At 66.5% G+C, this 16,254-nt stretch carries 14 protein-coding genes; 11 read left to right on the plus strand and 3 right to left on the minus strand.

Annotated elements, in window-relative coordinates:
* The first annotated feature begins 154 nt into the window (after positions 1–154).
* The 5 genes from A5892_RS07400 to cysN all read left to right on the plus strand — a co-directional run bounded on the left by A5892_RS07400 (position 155) and on the right by cysN (position 4,616).
* Entirely contained in the window at positions 155–811 is a 657-nt protein-coding gene (locus A5892_RS07400) for an NUDIX domain-containing protein (protein ID WP_064122261.1), read from the plus strand.
* The gene (locus tag A5892_RS07405) at positions 808–1,269 is read left to right on the plus strand and encodes a DUF1249 domain-containing protein (protein WP_064122262.1); all 462 of its coding nucleotides are present in this window, start codon (positions 808–810) and stop codon (positions 1,267–1,269) included. The genes A5892_RS07400 and A5892_RS07405 overlap by 4 nt, the downstream gene beginning before the upstream one ends.
* A gap of 30 nt (positions 1,270–1,299) precedes the next feature.
* Positions 1,300–2,034: a metallophosphoesterase family protein gene (locus tag A5892_RS07410; protein ID WP_064122263.1), complete on the plus strand. Its 735-nt coding sequence runs from the start codon at positions 1,300–1,302 to the stop codon at positions 2,032–2,034.
* Between the two features lie 145 nt (positions 2,035–2,179).
* Complete coding sequence (gene cysD / locus A5892_RS07415; RefSeq protein WP_027351098.1) at positions 2,180–3,124, plus strand: sulfate adenylyltransferase subunit CysD; 945 nt, start codon at positions 2,180–2,182, stop codon at positions 3,122–3,124.
* A 55-nt stretch (positions 3,125–3,179) separates the two neighbouring features.
* The gene (gene cysN / locus A5892_RS07420) at positions 3,180–4,616 is read left to right on the plus strand and encodes a sulfate adenylyltransferase subunit CysN (protein WP_064122264.1); all 1,437 of its coding nucleotides are present in this window, start codon (positions 3,180–3,182) and stop codon (positions 4,614–4,616) included.
* 116 nt (positions 4,617–4,732) lie between these two features.
* On the opposite strand, the gene A5892_RS07425 is transcribed toward cysN, so the two are convergent.
* The 3 genes from A5892_RS07425 to cmoA form a co-directional block, all read right to left on the minus strand.
* Entirely contained in the window at positions 4,733–5,707 is a 975-nt protein-coding gene (locus A5892_RS07425) for a hypothetical protein (RefSeq protein WP_064122265.1), read from the minus strand.
* Between the two features lie 183 nt (positions 5,708–5,890).
* On the minus strand, positions 5,891–6,886 hold the full coding sequence (gene cmoB, locus A5892_RS07430) for a tRNA 5-methoxyuridine(34)/uridine 5-oxyacetic acid(34) synthase CmoB (RefSeq protein WP_064122266.1): 996 nt from the start codon (positions 6,884–6,886) through the stop codon (positions 5,891–5,893).
* Positions 6,887–6,903: 17 nt separating this feature from the next.
* The gene (gene cmoA, locus A5892_RS07435; protein WP_064122267.1) at positions 6,904–7,653 is read right to left on the minus strand and encodes a carboxy-S-adenosyl-L-methionine synthase CmoA; all 750 of its coding nucleotides are present in this window, start codon (positions 7,651–7,653) and stop codon (positions 6,904–6,906) included.
* A gap of 247 nt (positions 7,654–7,900) precedes the next feature.
* Here cmoA and pgi point away from each other — a divergent pair, with 247 nt between their 5' ends.
* From pgi to A5892_RS07465, 6 genes are all read left to right on the plus strand, one after another.
* Positions 7,901–9,538: a glucose-6-phosphate isomerase gene (gene pgi, locus A5892_RS07440; protein WP_064122268.1), complete on the plus strand. Its 1,638-nt coding sequence runs from the start codon at positions 7,901–7,903 to the stop codon at positions 9,536–9,538.
* 211 nt (positions 9,539–9,749) lie between these two features.
* Entirely contained in the window at positions 9,750–10,337 is a 588-nt protein-coding gene (locus A5892_RS07445; protein WP_064124361.1) for a YqiA/YcfP family alpha/beta fold hydrolase, read from the plus strand.
* 67 nt (positions 10,338–10,404) lie between these two features.
* The gene (gene parE / locus A5892_RS07450; protein ID WP_064122269.1) at positions 10,405–12,285 is read left to right on the plus strand and encodes a DNA topoisomerase IV subunit B; all 1,881 of its coding nucleotides are present in this window, start codon (positions 10,405–10,407) and stop codon (positions 12,283–12,285) included.
* 48 nt (positions 12,286–12,333) lie between these two features.
* Entirely contained in the window at positions 12,334–14,607 is a 2,274-nt protein-coding gene (parC, locus tag A5892_RS07455) for a DNA topoisomerase IV subunit A (RefSeq protein WP_064122270.1), read from the plus strand.
* Positions 14,604–15,815 (plus strand): phosphoserine phosphatase SerB, encoded by a 1,212-nt coding sequence (gene serB / locus A5892_RS07460; protein ID WP_064122271.1) that lies wholly within the window; start codon positions 14,604–14,606, stop codon positions 15,813–15,815. Before parC ends, serB begins: the two co-directional genes overlap by 4 nt.
* Positions 15,796–16,239 carry an NUDIX hydrolase gene (locus A5892_RS07465; RefSeq protein WP_064122272.1) on the plus strand — a complete coding sequence of 148 codons (444 nt, stop codon included), beginning with the start codon at positions 15,796–15,798 and terminating at the stop codon, positions 16,237–16,239. The genes serB and A5892_RS07465 overlap by 20 nt, the downstream gene beginning before the upstream one ends.
* Positions 16,240–16,254: the final 15 nt, after the last annotated feature.

The raw sequence follows: 16,254 nt of genomic DNA on the forward strand, positions 1-16,254 counted from the left end.
CGATCGTCGCTCAGCCGGGACGATCCGCCGAAAGCCCCGCTAGTATCGCATTCGCCACACGGCCCGCAAGCGCGAGCGCTCGCACCGTGGGGATGACGTTTATCCGTGTGGCCGGTTCACCAGCAGCGGGTCTCACATTGGCAGGGAGGAGAGCATGGATTCAGCAGACAGCCCCGAGCAGCGCGGCCAAGGCGAGGTCGAATTCGGCGCCGACGACGTCCGATCCCAGTCAAGCGAGCTGCTCTACCAGGGGTTCTTCCGCTTCGAAAAGCGTCATTTCGTGCACCGTCGCTTCGACGGCGGCTGGAGCGACGAGGTGGTTCGCGAGGTGCACGTTCGCTATGACGCGGTCGGCGTGCTGCTCTACGATCCCGCGCAGGACTGCGTGGTGATGGTGGAGCAGGTGCGCGCGGGAGTGGTCGGCCGCCCCGATGCGCCGACGCCGTGGCTGATCGAGCCGGTCGCCGGGCTGATCGACTCCGATGAGTGCCCCGAGCAGGTCGCTCGTCGCGAGACCATGGAGGAGGCCGGCTGCACCGTGGACGAGCTGATCCCGCTCTATGCCTACTACCCGAGCCCGGGTGCCTCCACCGAGCGTATCCAGCTCTACTGCGCGCTGATCGACAGCCGCGGCGTCGGCGGGGTGTACGGGCTTGCCGATGAGCAGGAAGACATCCGCGTTCACGTGATCGCGTTCCGCGACGCCTGGTTGCAGGTCGAGTCGGGAGGCATCGACAATGCGATGGCCTTGATCGCACTTCAATGGCTGGCGCGGGAGCGCGCCACGCTTCGCGCTAGGAGCAATCGATGAATCAATCGACCAACAACAAGACCGCATACGTCACCGATCTGAAGAGCTTGCAGGCGGAATGCACCAGCAACTTCCTGCGCCTGGTGCGTCTGCTCGGCGACTCGGCTGCCGGCGAGCGGATCGATATCTCACTGGGGCGCGACGACCGTTCGTTCGGCTGCCTGCACCTCGAGATCGAGTCGCGCGCACCCTATACCACTGTGCTGCGCGTAAGCCAGAGCGGCGTGCTCGAGGCGCTGATCGATTCGCCGCGGATGCGCGTGCATCTCTACCACGACGTACGCATGGCGGAAGTCACAGATTTCCAGCGCAAGCGCCATTTCCAGGGCCGCTATCGCTACCCCAACGCGCAGATGCACCAGCCCGATGAGAAACTGCAGCTCAACCGCTTCCTCGGTGAGTGGCTCGACCACGCGATCGCCCATGGCCACACCGCCGACGTATCGCCACTGGGTTGAACTGGGCAGCCCCGGCGCCAGGAGCGATCGATGCGGCTGATCCAGCTCAGTGACATCCATCTTTGCGCCGATCCCGCGGCGCGGGTGCGCGGCGAGTCGCCGAACCGCCGCTTCGAGGCTGCGATGGCGGCGATCGGGCGCGAGCGCTTCGACCATCTGCTGCTCGCAGGCGACGTCAGCGACGATGGCTCGGCATCCAGCTACCGCCGGGTGATCGATGCCTGTGACGCCTTGGGGCGTTCGTGGAGCTGGATTCCCGGCAACCATGACGATCCGGCGACGATGGCGCGGCTGCGCCCGCTCGATGCGCCCGTGATGCTGGGCCGTTGGCGGTTGCTGCCGTTGGACAGCTGGGTGGCCGGAAGCGACGGCGGCGAGCTCGGGGCGGCCCAGCTCGCTCGCCTGGCCCAGTCGCTCGATCAGGCGTCCGGGCCGACGCTCGTCGCCCTCCACCATCCACCGATCGAACCGCCGGCGCGCTGGATGGGGGCGATCGAACTGTCTGATCGCGACGCCTTCTGGGCGACCCTCGATGCCGCCCGGCGTCCACCGCGCGGCGTGCTCGCCGGTCACATTCACATGGCGCTCGAGCAGCGTCGAGGAGACGTCCGGGTGCTGACCTCGCCGGGCTGCGTCGACCAGTTTCGTCGTGACGCGGACGAGTTCAGCGTCGATCGCGAGACGCTCCCGGGCTACTTGCGCCTGACCCTCGGTGATGATCAGTTCGACGTCGAGGTGGTGCGCTTCCCCGTCGACGCTCGCTGACGCCCCGGATCGATAGCGTTATAACTCGATCGCTCAAATACAGACATGCTGATTCTTTGACGTTATTAGCCGTGCCTATTAGGGTGGGGCGCATTTCCCCGTCCGTTCGTGGATGGCGGCTTTCCTCTTATTCGCGAGGTCCTGCATGACAGTCGATACGCATCCCACCGCTCAGGCGACCCCATCGCCCGAGCGGCTTACCCATCTCAAGCAGCTCGAAGCGGAATCGATCCACATCATCCGCGAGGTGGCGGCCGAGTTCCGCAACCCGGTGATGCTCTACTCGATCGGCAAGGACTCCTCGGTGATGCTGCACCTCGCACGCAAGGCGTTCTACCCGGGGCCGCCGCCGTTCCCGCTGATGCATGTCGACACCACCTGGAAGTTTCGCGAGATGATCGAGTTCCGCGACCGCATGGCCGCGGACTCGGGCATGGAGCTGATCGTCCACGTCAACGAAGAGGGGCGCGCGGCGGGGATCAACCCCTTCGACCACGGCAGCGCCAAGTACACCGACGTAATGAAGACCCAGTCGCTCAAGCAGGCGCTGAGCGAGCATAAGTTCGACGCGGCCTTCGGTGGCGCGCGGCGCGACGAAGAGGCCAGCCGGGCCAAGGAGCGCGTCTACTCGTTCCGCGACCGTCACCATCGCTGGGACCCGAAGAACCAGCGTCCCGAGCTCTGGAACCTCTACAACGGCAGGATTGACAAAGGCGAGTCGATTCGTGTCTTCCCGCTCTCCAACTGGACCGAGCTCGATATCTGGCAATACATCTATCTCGAGTCGATCCCGATCGTGCCGCTTTATTTCGCCGCGCCCCGGCCGGTGGTTGAGCGCGATGGCATGCTGATCAAGGTCGACGACGATCGCATGCCGCTGGAACCGGGCGAGGTACCGGAAGAGAAATGGGTGCGTTTTCGCACGCTGGGCTGCTATCCGCTCACCGGAGCGGTGGAGTCCCACGCCTCGACGCTGCCGGAGATCATCCAGGAGATGCTGTTGACCCGCACCTCCGAGCGTTCGGGGCGGGCGATCGATCACGACCAGGCGGGCTCGATGGAGCGCAAGAAGCGTGAAGGCTATTTCTGAGGCGGCCGCGTCGCCGTCCCGCTCCCTTTGATTCGAGCTTTTTGAGGATTTCCACATGGCACACCAATCCGAGCTGATCGCCTCCGACATCGATCGCTACCTGCGCGAGCACGAGCGCAAGGACCTGCTGCGCTTCATCACCTGCGGCAGCGTGGATGACGGCAAGTCGACCCTGATCGGGCGGCTCTTGCACGACTCCAAGATGATCTTCGAAGACCAGCTCGCGGCGATCACCCGCGACTCCAAGAGCCGCGGCACCACCGGCGACAGGGTCGACCTGGCGCTGCTGGTCGACGGCCTGCAGTCCGAGCGCGAACAGGGCATCACCATCGACGTCGCCTATCGGTTCTTCTCCACCGACCGGCGCAAGTTCATCATTGCCGATACCCCGGGACACGAGCAGTACACCCGGAACATGGCCACCGGCGCCTCCACCGCGGCGCTCGCGGTGATCCTGATCGATGCGCGCTACGGGGTGCAGACCCAGACCCGCCGCCATAGCTTCATCTGCGACCTGCTCGGCATTCGCCGCCTGGTGATCGCGATCAACAAGATGGACTTGGTCGAGTTCAGCCAGGCGCGCTTCGAGGAGATCAAGCGTGACTATCTCGCCTTCGCCGAGAACCTCGATGGTCCCGAGCTGAGCTTCATCCCGATGTCGGCGCTCGAGGGCGACAACGTGGTCGGTCGCAGCGTCCATACCCCCTGGTACTACGAGGACCTCGAAGCCAAGCCGCTGCTCGAGCTGCTCGAGACGGTCGATATCGAGCGCGACAAGAACTTCGACGACCTGCGCTTCCCGGTACAGTACGTCAATCGCCCCAACCTCGATTTTCGCGGCTATGCGGGAACGCTCGCCGCAGGCGTGCTGCGCCCCGGGCAGCAGGTTCGCGCGCTGCCCTCGCAGCGGGTATCGACGGTCGAGCGCGTGGTCACTTTCGATGGCGACCTCGACGCCGCCTATCCGGGCCAGGCGGTCACCGTGACGCTCGCGGACGAGATCGACGTCTCGCGCGGCGACTGGCTGGTGGGAATCGACGATCAGGTTGCCGAAAGCGATACCTTCGATGCCGACCTGGTCTGGATGAGCGAGCAGCCGCTGGTCCCCGGGCGTCAGTACGACTTCAAGCTCGCCACCCGCGAGGCCAGTGGCCAGATTGGCGAGATCCTCTACGGTATCGACGTCAATAGCCTCGATCATTACGCCACCGGGCAGCTGGCGCTCAACGACATCGCCAGGGTCCAGGTCGCGTTGACCCAGTCGTTGCCGCTCGATCGCTATCGGGTGAGCCCGGGTACCGGCAGCTTCATCGTCATCGACCGGCTGAGCAACGTGACCGTCGGTGCGGGCATGATTCGCGAGGCTCGCGAGCCCGGCGAGGCATCGCGCGAGGTCGATTGGCAAGGCTTCGAGCTCGAGCTCAATGCCCTGGTGCGTCGCTATTTCCCGCACTGGGAAGCCAAGGACCTGAGCGAACTGCTCAAGCGCTGAGCCAGCGGGTTCAAGTCACTGGCCTGAATGAAAAAGCCGGATCGCCTTGGCGATCCGGCTTTTTTTCCTGCGGCAGTGCGTTTTGCGATGCGCAGGCAGCGCACGCCTAGCCACTCCTAGCCGAACAGGCTCATCGCGCTGGGGGTGCTGACCGGCAATCGGGAGGGCGCGGCGTCGGCAAGCTGCGCGATCATTCGCCCGCTGCGCCCGAAGGCCTCGAGCCGGCACTGGATACCATCGGCGCTCGGCTGGCTGATCAGCCAGGTCTCGGCGATCGCGCTGCGCTCCAGGCTCAGGCATGCGCCGCCGCCGAGCGCTTCGATGTGATCCGCACGCTCGCCGACGTGGCCATACAGCGCCGCGTGGCTGTGCACGCCCCCTGCGTTGGCGACGCTCAGGCGCAGCGAGCGACGCGCGCGGGCCGCGCGTTCGAGGGTGGAGACGAAGCAGCGCGGCGTCATTCGTTGGGCATAGCGGTTCTCCACCGCCCGGTAGGCATCGATTCGGCGCAGGTGGTGGCGGCGCAGCAGCGCGGAGAACTCGGTTTCATCGCGCATTGCTTTCCATTCATCGACCAACCGTGGCAGCTGCTCGGACGGCGCCGGCGCGACCTCCACCAGGTCGGTGAAGGCGGGCGCTCGCTCCCACTGCAGTCGAGCCAGCCGGCTCCAGCCTTCTCCGCGCGGCTCCTCCGGGGCGCTGCTGATCCGATGCAGCATACGCCCGTAGCGGTCGAAGACTTCGATCGCTGGTTCTGCGTCCTCGCTCAGGCAGGCCCAATACCAGTGCGGCAGCAGCATGCGCAGGGAAAGCGCTGCGTTCTCGAGACCCGCGATGCGCAGCCGTGGGCTTTTACTCTTCAGCCGCGCGTGGGGCGAGGTGGTGGTGATCTCGAGCGCGCCGAGCGAGGGCAGGCGCATCACCAGGTCGCAGGGCGTGAGCGCGAGACCAGTGACGCCGTGGCCGAGGCGTGCCGCCTGGACCTGCCCCTGGCTGACGCCGAGCTGGCCGGCGAGCTTGTGGATGCTGAAATCGGGCACCCGCGAACGGGCTTCGAAGAACGCCTCACGAATGAAGGGAGCTTGGCTCATGTCGACACCTCGCGAGCGGCTTGAGGCTCCGCGCCTTCGGTCTGAAGGCGCGGAGCAAAAATACGGTAGGAGTGAAAACGAGAATATTTGCTATTAGTGCGGCGAGCAATCACCACCGTCGTCTGCTGAAGAATGAATTTATATCAGCATCTGTATTTTGATTGTTCGTGGCTATATTGGGGCTCATTGCCTGCGCTGGGCGATCAGCACTGCCCGGCGCGGCGCGGGGTGACCCTCCAGGGTCAGCCGGCGGTCGTCGGGGTCGAGGAAGTCGGCGAGTGATTGAAAACGCATCCAGTCGGTGCTGCGCTGCTCTTCGAGCGAGGTGTCGCTTTCGTCGACCACGCGCACGTTCTCGAAGCCGCAGCGCTCAAGCCAGTGGGCCAGCGCCTTGGACGAGGGCAGGAAGTAGACGTTGGGCATGCTGGCATAGCGCTCGCCCGGCACCAGCACGCGCTCGGCATCGCCTTCGACCACCAAGGTCTCGAGCACCAGCTCGCCGCCCGGGCGCAGCGCCTCGCGCAGCTGGTGGAGATGATCGAGCGGGGAGCGGCGATGGTAGAGCACGCCCATCGAGAACACCGTGTCGAAGGTCTCGAGACGCTCGGGCAGCGCCTCGATGCCGACCGGAAGGAAATGGGTGCGTCCGCCGTCGGCGTCGCCGACGAAATGGCGCACCGCCTGGAACTGGAAGAAAAATCGCGGCGAGGGATCGATCACCAGCACGAAGGCCGCCCCGGCGCCGGCCATCCGCCAGCCGTGGTAGCCGCTGCCGCCGCCGACGTCGAGCACCCGGCGCCCGCGCAGGTCTTGCAGGTGTGGCGCGATGCGCTGCCACTTCCAGTCGGAGCGCCATTCGGTATCGATCTCGATGCCGCCGAGCGAGAACGGCCCTTTGCGCCACGGCATCAGCTGGCGCAGCAGGTTCTCGCAGCGCGCGCGATCCGCGCCTGAGAGCTCGAGGTCGACCTCCACCCGGTCGGTGTCCAGCCTCACCCGGCGCTCGGCCGGCAGTACCGGCAGCTTCTCCACCGCGCGCTGCCAGCCGGGCAGGTCGCCGTGGCGCTTGCGATCGAGTCCGGCGGCGAGCTGCTCGGGCAGGCGTGCCAGCCAGCGTTCGAGGCCCTGATCGACGAATGCATGGAAGAGGTCGTGGTGGTGGGGGTCGTAGGTCGACAACGTGTGGCTTCCCGAGCTTAGCTGGCCTTGAGGGCGAGGATCGAGGCGAAGTTGAGATACTGGAACCAGGTGAAATGGCGGGCGAAGCCGGCTTCTTCCAAGCGCTGGTGATGGATCTCGAGGGTGTCGGTCAACATCACCTCTTCCAGGGCGCTGCGCTTCTGGCTGATCTCGAGCTGGGAATAGCCATTGGCGCGCTTGAAGTCGTGGTGCAGATCGAAGATCTCACGCTCGACCGCTTCGGGCTCGAAGCGGACCTTCTCCGACAGCACCAGCACTCCGCCCGGCTCGAGCGCGTCGAAGAGCCGCTCTAGCAGCTCTGCGCGACGCTCTGGCGGCAGGAATTGAAGGGTGAAGTTGAGCACGATCATCCCCGCGGTTCGATACTCGAGCGCGAGAATGTCGCCCTCGATCAGCTCGACGTCGTCGAGCCTCGCCGCCGGGCAGTGCGCGGCGAGGTTGGCCCGGGCTCGTGCCACCATCGCAGGCGAGAGGTCCACCGCGGTGAGAGTGAACGGGCGCTCGGCGAGGCGTTCGCAGATCGCAAGGCTCGCCGCGCCGTGGGAACAGCCGAGATCGTAGATGTGGGCGCCGGGGCGCAGGTGGCGTTCGGCGAACAGGGCGCACATCGCGGTGATCTGGGCATAGCCCGGCACCGAGCGGTTGATCATGTCGGGGAAGCAGCGGGCGACGCGCTCGTCGAAGGAGAAGCGCGAGATGCGCTCCTGCGGCGTGGCGTAGATATGATCCTGCTGGGCGTCTTTCATTGAGCTTGACCGAAACTTTCGTAAGATGACGAGCTAGCGGAACCATGGCCTCGTCGCTGAGCGCCATTCTACGCCGTCGATGCCGCTGGTTACACGGCGGCAGGCGACTTGTAGCGACGCGACGAGCTATCCTGCCGCACACTGGCTTATGCTTACGGAAGATTCAAAGGTTCGCCGAACCCGAGCGGCCGCGCTCGCGCGGGCGCGGCGGCCGCCCCACCGTCCACCCCGGGAGAGAGCACGCAAGATGTCGATCACACAGACCCCCGCATGGAAGGCCCTCGAATCGCACCTCGAGGGCGGTATGCGCGACGTCCACCTCAAGACCTTGTTCGCCGAGGGCGAGCGGTTCACCGACTTCTCCCGCCAAGCGGCCGGCATCACCCTCGATCTGTCCAAGCAGCGCATGCGTCGCGAGACCCTCGACAAACTGCTCGCGCTGGCCGAGGAGGCCGGGGTCAAGGAAGCGATCCAGCAGCTCACTCGCGGTGATGCGATCAACCTCACCGAAGGCCGCCCGGCGCTGCATACCGCGCTGCGCCTGCCCGCCGACGCCGAGCTCGAGCTCGATGGCCGCGACGTGGTCGCCGATGTGCATGCTTCGCTGGCGAAAATGCGCACGCTGGTCGAACGGCTGCACGCGGGGCAGTGGAAGGGGGCCACCGGCAAGGTGATCACCGATGTGGTCAACCTTGGCGTCGGCGGCTCCGATCTCGGTCCGCTGATGGTCTCGAGCGCGCTGCGCGGCTATCGGGTGGAGGTCGACAACCCGGTCGCGGTCCATTTCGCCTCGACCATCGATGGCACCCAGCTCGCCGACGTGCTGCCGAAGCTCGACCCCGAGACCACCATCTTCATCTACTCGTCGAAGTCGTTCGGCACCATCGATACCAAGGCCAACGCCGATACCGCGCTGGTCTGGCTGAACCGGGGCACCGGTGTGGAGGAGGCCGCGCTCAAGGCGCAGCACTTCATCGGCGTCTCGACCAAGCCCGAGAAGATGGCCGAGTGGGGCTTCGCCGAAGAGCACCGGGTGCTGTTCTGGGACTGGGTCGGCGGGCGCTACTCGCTATGGAGCGGGATCGGGCTCGGCATCGCGATCGAGGTCGGGATGGACAACTTCCAGCGCCTGCTCGCCGGTGCCCACCAGATGGACGAGCACTTCCGCCATGCTCCGCTGGCCGACAACCTGCCGGTGCTGTTCGCCCTCGCCGGGATCTGGAACGTCAATTTCCTCGATATCCGCTCTCTCGCGGTGCTGCCCTACGACGGCCGGCTCAAGTATCTGCCCGGCTACTTCCAGCAGCTCGAGATGGAGTCCAACGGCAAGTCGGTGACCAACGCCGGCGCCCCGGTCGATTATTCCACCTGCCCGGTGCTCTGGGGCGAGGTCGGGCCGAACGGCCAGCATGCCTTCTACCAGCTGCTCCACCAGGGTACCCAAGCGGTCGCCTGTGACTTCATCGCGCCGATCAACCGCTATGATGAGATCGAGAACGACGCTCTGCGTGAGAGCTTCAAGACCCAGCATCGCTTGGCGCTGGCCAACTGCTTCGCCCAGTCGAGGGTGCTGATGCTCGGCGATGAAGCGATCAAGAGCGAGCAGACGCCGCCTCCCTACAAGCGCTACGCCGGCAACCAGCCCTCGTCGACGATCCTGCTCGACTCGATCACCCCGGAGAGCGTCGGCGCCCTGGTCGCGCTCTACGAGCACAAGGTGTTCGTCCAGGGGGTGATCTGGGACATCGACTCGTTCGATCAGTGGGGCGTCGAGCTCGGCAAGAAGATCGCCACCGAGACCGAGGCGATCCTGCTCAGCGGTGAGGGGCTCGATCAGCTCGACGACTCCTCGCGTCACTTGGTCGAGCGGGTGCGTCGCGGCTAGTCTGGCCGGCAGACGCTCGTCTCCCCGGCGCGTTCGAGCGACGGGGAGGCGGGGGTGAGAGAGAAATGATGCTGTCTATGCATACAGTTTTTGCGCTATGCTGGGTCGCCTCTCTGGCGAGGGTGTGTCGCTGAGCGTCGATCGCGCCGGCGCCAGAGTGGGCAATGCCTTACGTCGTCGCCTCGTGGAGCGGCGCGAGCGGAGAAAGCGAGTGTCCGTCGACAACGTCCTCTACCTGCACGGCTTCAATAGCCATCCTGATTCCCCCAAGGCTCGACAGACCTGTGACGCCTGTGCGCGGTTGGCGTCGCGTCCGCGCTTCGTCGCGCCGGTGTTGCCCAACCGTCCGGCGGACGCTTTCGCGGTGGCGCTCGAGGCGTTCGACTCCCTCAAGGGACCGACGCTGGTGATCGGCAGTTCGATGGGGGGCTTTCTCGCCACCTGTCTGGCCGAGCGCCGCCGGATCGCGCTGCTCGGCCTGATCAATCCGGCCGTGCACCCCGTTCGCCTGGCGCGCGGCATGGTCGATGTCGAGCAGGTCAATCCCATCACCGGTGCGCGTTCGCGGGTCGAACCCTGCTACGTCGATCAGCTGCTCGAGCTCGATCCACCCAGGCCGCGCGAGCCCTCGCGTTTCACCGTGCTGCTCGGCGGCTGCGACGAGGTGCTCGATCACCGCGAGGCGCTGCGTTTCTACCGCGGCGCGCGGGTGCTGGTGGTGCCAGGAGACAATCATGCGCTCGGCGCCTATCCGCGCCTGCTGCCCGGGCTGTTAGCCCGCGCCGGCCTGATCGGATAGGATTCCGAGCAACCCGTGACGCCGCAGGGCGTCGCCCCAGTTCATCATTCGCGATTATCCAGCCCTAATGAGTCAATACAGCGCCAGCTCCATCGAGGTCCTTTCCGGTCTCGACCCGGTGCGCAAACGCCCGGGGATGTACACCGACACCAGCCGTCCCAACCACCTGGTCCAGGAGGTGGTCGACAACAGCGTCGACGAGGCGCTGGCCGGCCACGCCCGCTCGATCGTCGTAAGGCTGCGCGAGGACGGCGGGGTCGAGGTCGAGGACGACGGCCGGGGCATGCCGATCGACATCCACCCCGAGCACGGGGTCAGCGGGGTCGAGCTGATCCTTACCCGGCTGCATGCGGGGGGCAAGTTCTCCAATTCGAGCTATCGCTTCTCCGGCGGCCTGCACGGGGTCGGGGTGTCGGTGGTCAATGCGCTGTCGACCCGGCTCGAGGTCGAAGTCAGCCGCGACGGCGCGCGCCACGCGATCGCCTTCGCCAATGGCGACAAGGCCGAGGAGCTGCATCAAGTCGGCAGCGTCGCCAAGCGGGTCACCGGTACCCTGGTGCGCTTCTGGCCGGATACCAGCTACTTCGATAGCGCCAAGGTCTCGGTCTCCCGGCTGCGCCACTTGCTGCGCGCCAAGGCGGTACTCTGCCCCGGGCTCAAGATGACGCTGGTCGACACCGACGGCACCGAGAGCGTATGGCAGTACGAGGACGGCCTGCGCGACTATCTGGTCCAGGCGCTCGACGGCTTCGAACTGCTGCCGAACGAACCCGTCCTCGGCCACGGCAAGGATGACGAGCACCACGTCGATTGGGCGGTGCAGTGGCTGCCCGAGGGCGGCGAGGCGCTGCAGGAGTCGTACGTCAACCTGATCCCGACGCCGCTTGGCGGCACCCACGTCAACGGTTTGCGCAGCGGGCTGGTCGAGGCGCTGAAGGAGTTCTGCGACTACCGCAGCCTGGTGCCCAAGGGCGTCAAGCTGACCGGTGACGACCTGTGGGAGCGGATATCCTTCGTGCTCTCGGTGAAGATGCACGACCCGCAGTTCGCCGGGCAGACCAAGGAGCGGCTCTCCTCGCGGGCGGTCGCCGGGGTGGTGTCGGCATCGGTGAAGGACGCCTTCTCGCTGTGGCTCAACACCCACACTATGGAAGCCGAGCAGCTCGCCGAGCTCGCGATCAGCGCCGCCCAGCGCCGCTTGCGTGCGGCGAAGAAGGTGGTGCGCAAGAAGATCACCCAGGGCCCCGCGCTGCCCGGCAAGCTGGCCGACTGCTCGAGCCAGGACCCGGCGGCGAGCGAGCTCTTCCTGGTCGAGGGCGACTCCGCCGGCGGCAGCGCCAAGCAGGCGCGGGATCGCGAGACCCAGGCGATCCTGCCGCTGCGCGGCAAGATCCTCAATACCTGGGAAGTGGATTCCAACGAGGTGCTCAACTCCCAGGAGATCCATGACATCGCCGTTGCCCTCGGCCTCGACCCGGGCAGCAGCGATCTCTCCAAGCTGCGCTACCACAAGGTCTGCGTGCTTGCCGACGCCGACTCCGACGGACTGCACATCGCCACGCTCCTGTGCGCGCTGTTCGTTCGCCACTTCCCGAGCCTCGTCGATGCCGGCCACGTGTTCATCGCGATGCCGCCGCTCTATCGCATCGACCTCGGCAAGGAGGTCCACTATGCGCTGGACGAGAGCGAGAAGGCGCAGATCCTCAAGCAGCTCGCCAGCAAGCGCGGCACCCCGAACGTGCAGCGCTTCAAGGGGCTGGGCGAGATGAATCCGATCCAGCTGCGCGAGACCACCATGGCGGCGGATACCCGGCGCCTGGTGCAGCTCACCCGCGACGCAGGGGATGGCACCCTCGATCTGCTCGACATGCTGCTGGCGAAGAAGCGTGCCGGCGACCGGCGCAACTGGCTCGAGCGCTACGGCGATCTCGCCGAGGTGGAGGCATGAGGTTGATCAAGTCCAGGCAAGCCGTAGCAGTGAAGGAAGTCCGATCCAATGGCCGATAATTCCGATTTCGAAGCACCCGTCGCCGTGGGCGAGGGCGATGTCGAGCGCCTGCCGCTCAAGCGCTACACCGAGAAGGCGTATCTCGACTACTCGATGTACGTGATCCTCGATCGCGCGCTGCCCAATATCGGCGATGGCCTCAAGCCGGTGCAGCGGCGCATCATCTATGCGATGCGCGAACTGTCGCTGACCGCCAACGCCAAGCACAAGAAGTCGGCACGCACCGTCGGCGACGTGCTGGGCAAGTTCCACCCTCATGGCGACAGCGCTTGCTATGAAGCGATGGTGCTGATGGCGCAGCCGTTCAGCTATCGCTACCCGCTGGTCGACGGCCAGGGTAACTGGGGCAGCCCCGACGACCCCAAATCGTTCGCCGCGATGCGCTATACCGAGGCGCGGCTGTCGCGCTTCTCCGAGGTGCTGCTCGGCGAGCTCGGGCAGGGCACGGTCGACTGGGTACCCAACTTCGACGGCACCCTCGACGAGCCGGCGGTGCTTCCCTCGCGGCTACCGCACGTGCTGCTCAACGGCGGCTCCGGCATCGCCGTCGGCATGGCCACCGACATCCCGCCCCACAACGTCCGTGAGCTGGTCGAGGCGACCATCCACCGGCTGCGCAATCCGCAGGCGACGGTCACCGATCTCTGTCGCTACCTGCCGGCGCCCGACTTTCCCACCGCCGCCGAGATCGTCACTCCTCGCGATGATCTCGCCAAGCTCTACCAGAGCGGGCGCGGCTCGGTGAAGATGCGCGCGCGCTACCGGAGCGAGGAGGGCGACGTGGTGATCACGGCGCTGCCCTACCAGGTCTCCGGCGCCAAGGTGCTCGAGCAGATCGCCGCGCAGATGCAGGCCAAGAAGCTGCCGATGGTCGCCGACCTGCGCGACGAGTCGACCCACGAAGAACCGACGCGGCTGGTGATCGTGCCGCGCTCCAACCGGGTCGACGTCGAGGCGCTGATGGCGCATCTGTTCGCCACCACCGATCTCGAGAAGAGCCACCGGGTCAACATGAACCTGATCGGCCTCGACGGGCGCCCGCGGGTGATGGCGCTCGACGAGCTGCTCGGCGAGTGGCTCGAATTCCGCCGCACCACGGTGCGCCGGCGTCTCGAGTACCGGCTCGGCAAGGTGGTCGATCGGCTGCACATCCTCGAAGGCTTGCTGGTCGCCTACCTCAATATCGACGAGGTGATCCGGATCATCCGCGAGGAGGACGAGCCGAAGCAGGCGCTGATGGCGGCCTTCGCGCTGAGCGAGCGCCAGGCCGAGGCGATCCTCGAGCTGCGGCTGCGTCACCTGGCCAAGCTGGAGGAGTTCAAGCTCCGGGGCGAGCAGGAAGAGCTCGAGGCCGAGCGCAAGCGGCTCGAGGCTCTGCTCGGCAGCGAGTCGAAGCTCACCGACCTGATCGAGCGGGAGCTGCGCGAGGATGCCGAGAAATTCGGCGACGAGCGTAGAAGCCCCTTGGTCGAGCGCGAGGAGGCCCGTGCGCTCTCCGAAGTCGAGCTGCTCGGTGCCGATCCGATCACCGTGGTGCTCTCCAGCCGTGGCTGGATCAGAAGCGCCAAGGGCCACGACATCGACCCGACCTCGCTCTCCTACAAGGCCGGCGACGATTATCTCTGCAGCGTGCGCGGCAAGACCAACCAGAGCCTGATCCTGCTCGACGACAGCGGGCGCAGCTACACCCTCAGCGCCCACCAGCTGCCCTCCGCCCGCGGCCAGGGCGAGCCGGTCACCGGCAAGGTCAATCCGCCGGCCGGCGCGCAGATGGTGGCGATGATGCTCGACGTACCCGAGGCGCGCTATCTGCTCGCAAGCGATGGCGGCTACGGCTTCGTCACCGCGCTCGAGTCGCTGGTCGGACGCTCGCGCGCCGGCAAGGCGGTGCTCACCCTGCCCAAGGGCTGCGCCGTGCTTGCACCGCAGCGGGTCGAGCCGGACATGCGTATCGCGCTGGTCTCGAACGTTGGGCGGCTATTGGTCTTCGATGTCGGCCAGCTGCCCGAGCTGAACAAGGGCAAGGGCAACAAGATGATCGACATCCCCGGCGCGCGCGCCGCCTCGCGCGAGGAGTTCGTCCGCGACCTGGTGGTGCTGCCGCAGGGCGCCTCGCTGGTGATCCACGCCGGCCGGCGTAAACTGACGCTCAAGCCCGCCGACATCGAGCACTATCTTGGCGAGCGCGGGCGGCGCGGAAGCAAGCTGCCCCAAGGGTTGCAGCGCGTCAGCAGGCTTGAAGTCGAGGAGGTGCGTGGATGACCCTGCGTTTTCTGATCCATGCCGCCGGTGCCGCCCGGCCGGGCCAGCTCGCGACCCTTGGGCTCGCGTTGGCTCGCGCCGACGCGAGGCTGCTCGACGTCGAGCAGCGGGTCACCTTCGGCAGCGTCGATTTCGACCTGCTGGTGGAGATCGAGGGCGATGCGTCTCGTGAGGCGCTCGAGGGCGAGCTTAGCGACGCGAGCGACCAGAGCGGGCTGGAGGTCACCCTGTTCTCAGTCGAGCGCGGGGATCACACCCGCTGGCGGGAGACCGGCGCCCAGCCGCGACTGGTGCTCTCGCTGATGGGGCCGCGACTGCCCGCGCTGGTGGTGGCTGAGGTCGGTCGGCTAATCGGTGCGCACGGGCTTACGATCGAGCGGATCGAGCGGCTCTCCGGCCCTGGCGATCTTGGCGACGAGCCCGGCACCTTGGGTGCCTGTCTCGAGTTTCGTCTGCGCGGCGAAACCGATATCGACGCCCTGCGCCGCGCGGCGCAGGGCGTGGGCGAAACCCACGGCGTCGACATCGCCCTGCAGGCGGACGACGTCTGGCGTCGCCACCGTCGGTTGGTCTGCTTCGACATGGACTCGACGCTGATCAAGGCCGAGGTGATCGACGAGCTGGCACGCCGCCACGGCGTGTATGAGGAGGTCGCCGAGATCACCGAGCGGGCGATGCGCGGCGAGCTCGACTTCCAGCAGAGCTTCCGGCAGCGGATGAGCAAGCTCAACGGGCTCGATGAGTCAGCGCTCGCCGAAATCGCCGATGCGCTGCCGTTGATGGACGGCGTCGAGCGGCTGATGAGCGAACTCAAGCGGCTTGGCTATCGCACCGCCATTCTCTCCGGCGGATTCACCTACTTCGCACGCCGCTTGCAGGAAAGGCTCGGCTTCGACGAAGTGCATGCCAACGAGCTGGTGGTCCGTGACGGCAAGGTCACCGGCGAGGTGAGCGAGCCGATCATCGATGCCGAGCGCAAGGCATGGCTCTTGCGCCAGATCGCCGCACGAGAGGGGCTCGACATGGCCCAGACCGTGGCCGTGGGTGACGGCGCCAACGACCTCAAGATGCTCGCCGCGGCCGGGCTCGGGGTCGCCTTCCACGCCAAGCCGCTGGTTCGAGAGCAGGCTCGCCAGTCGGTTTCGACCCTTGGCCTCGACGCGCTGCTCTATCTGCTCGGCTATCGGCATGGCGAGCTCAACGCCTGAATCCGCCGTTCCCGCCGCCCGGCCCAGGGTGGCGGTCGCCGCCGTGGTGATGCGCGGTACGCAGGTGCTGCTGGTCGGCAGCTGCCGCTCCGGCGTCGAAGGTTACTGGGGCTTTCCCGGCGGCAAGCTGGAGTTTGGCGAGACCCTGTTCCAGGCGGCCGAACGCGAACTCCTCGAGGAAACCGGCGTCGAGGCCGTCGCACGCGAGGTTCTCACCGCGGTCGATGTGCTGGTGGGTGGGGCCGTGCGCCCGCGCGCCCACTTCGTGCTGATCGCAACGCTTTGCGATTACCTGAGTGGTGAACCGGTCGCCGCCGACGATGCCGAATCGGCAGGCTGGTTTCCATTCGAGCGGCTCGATTCTCTCCCCTTGCATCCGGACGTTTCCGCGATCGTCGAACTCGCCAGGCAGCGGTCGAGCTGAGCCTCGCCCGAGCGC

The organism is Halotalea alkalilenta (assembly GCF_001648175.1).
GTDB lineage: Bacteria > Pseudomonadota > Gammaproteobacteria > Pseudomonadales > Halomonadaceae > Halotalea > Halotalea alkalilenta_A.

What these genes read in the sequence shown, in the direction of transcription:
- A5892_RS07400 (WP_064122261.1), top strand. Translation starts at nt 155, where the DNA reads ATGGATTCAGCAGACAGCCCCGAGCAGCGCGGCCAAGGCGAGGTCGAA.
- A5892_RS07405 (WP_064122262.1), top strand. Translation starts at nt 808, where the DNA reads ATGAATCAATCGACCAACAACAAGACCGCATACGTCACCGATCTGAAG.
- A5892_RS07410 (WP_064122263.1), top strand. Translation starts at nt 1,300, where the DNA reads ATGCGGCTGATCCAGCTCAGTGACATCCATCTTTGCGCCGATCCCGCG.
- cysD (WP_027351098.1), top strand. Translation starts at nt 2,180, where the DNA reads ATGACAGTCGATACGCATCCCACCGCTCAGGCGACCCCATCGCCCGAG.
- cysN (WP_064122264.1), top strand. Translation starts at nt 3,180, where the DNA reads ATGGCACACCAATCCGAGCTGATCGCCTCCGACATCGATCGCTACCTG.
- A5892_RS07425 (WP_064122265.1), bottom strand. Translation starts at nt 5,707, where the DNA reads ATGAGCCAAGCTCCCTTCATTCGTGAGGCGTTCTTCGAAGCCCGTTCG.
- cmoA (WP_064122267.1), bottom strand. Translation starts at nt 7,653, where the DNA reads ATGAAAGACGCCCAGCAGGATCATATCTACGCCACGCCGCAGGAGCGC.
- pgi (WP_064122268.1), top strand. Translation starts at nt 7,901, where the DNA reads ATGTCGATCACACAGACCCCCGCATGGAAGGCCCTCGAATCGCACCTC.
- parE (WP_064122269.1), top strand. Translation starts at nt 10,405, where the DNA reads ATGAGTCAATACAGCGCCAGCTCCATCGAGGTCCTTTCCGGTCTCGAC.
- parC (WP_064122270.1), top strand. Translation starts at nt 12,334, where the DNA reads ATGGCCGATAATTCCGATTTCGAAGCACCCGTCGCCGTGGGCGAGGGC.
- serB (WP_064122271.1), top strand. Translation starts at nt 14,604, where the DNA reads ATGACCCTGCGTTTTCTGATCCATGCCGCCGGTGCCGCCCGGCCGGGC.
- A5892_RS07465 (WP_064122272.1), top strand. Translation starts at nt 15,796, where the DNA reads ATGGCGAGCTCAACGCCTGAATCCGCCGTTCCCGCCGCCCGGCCCAGG.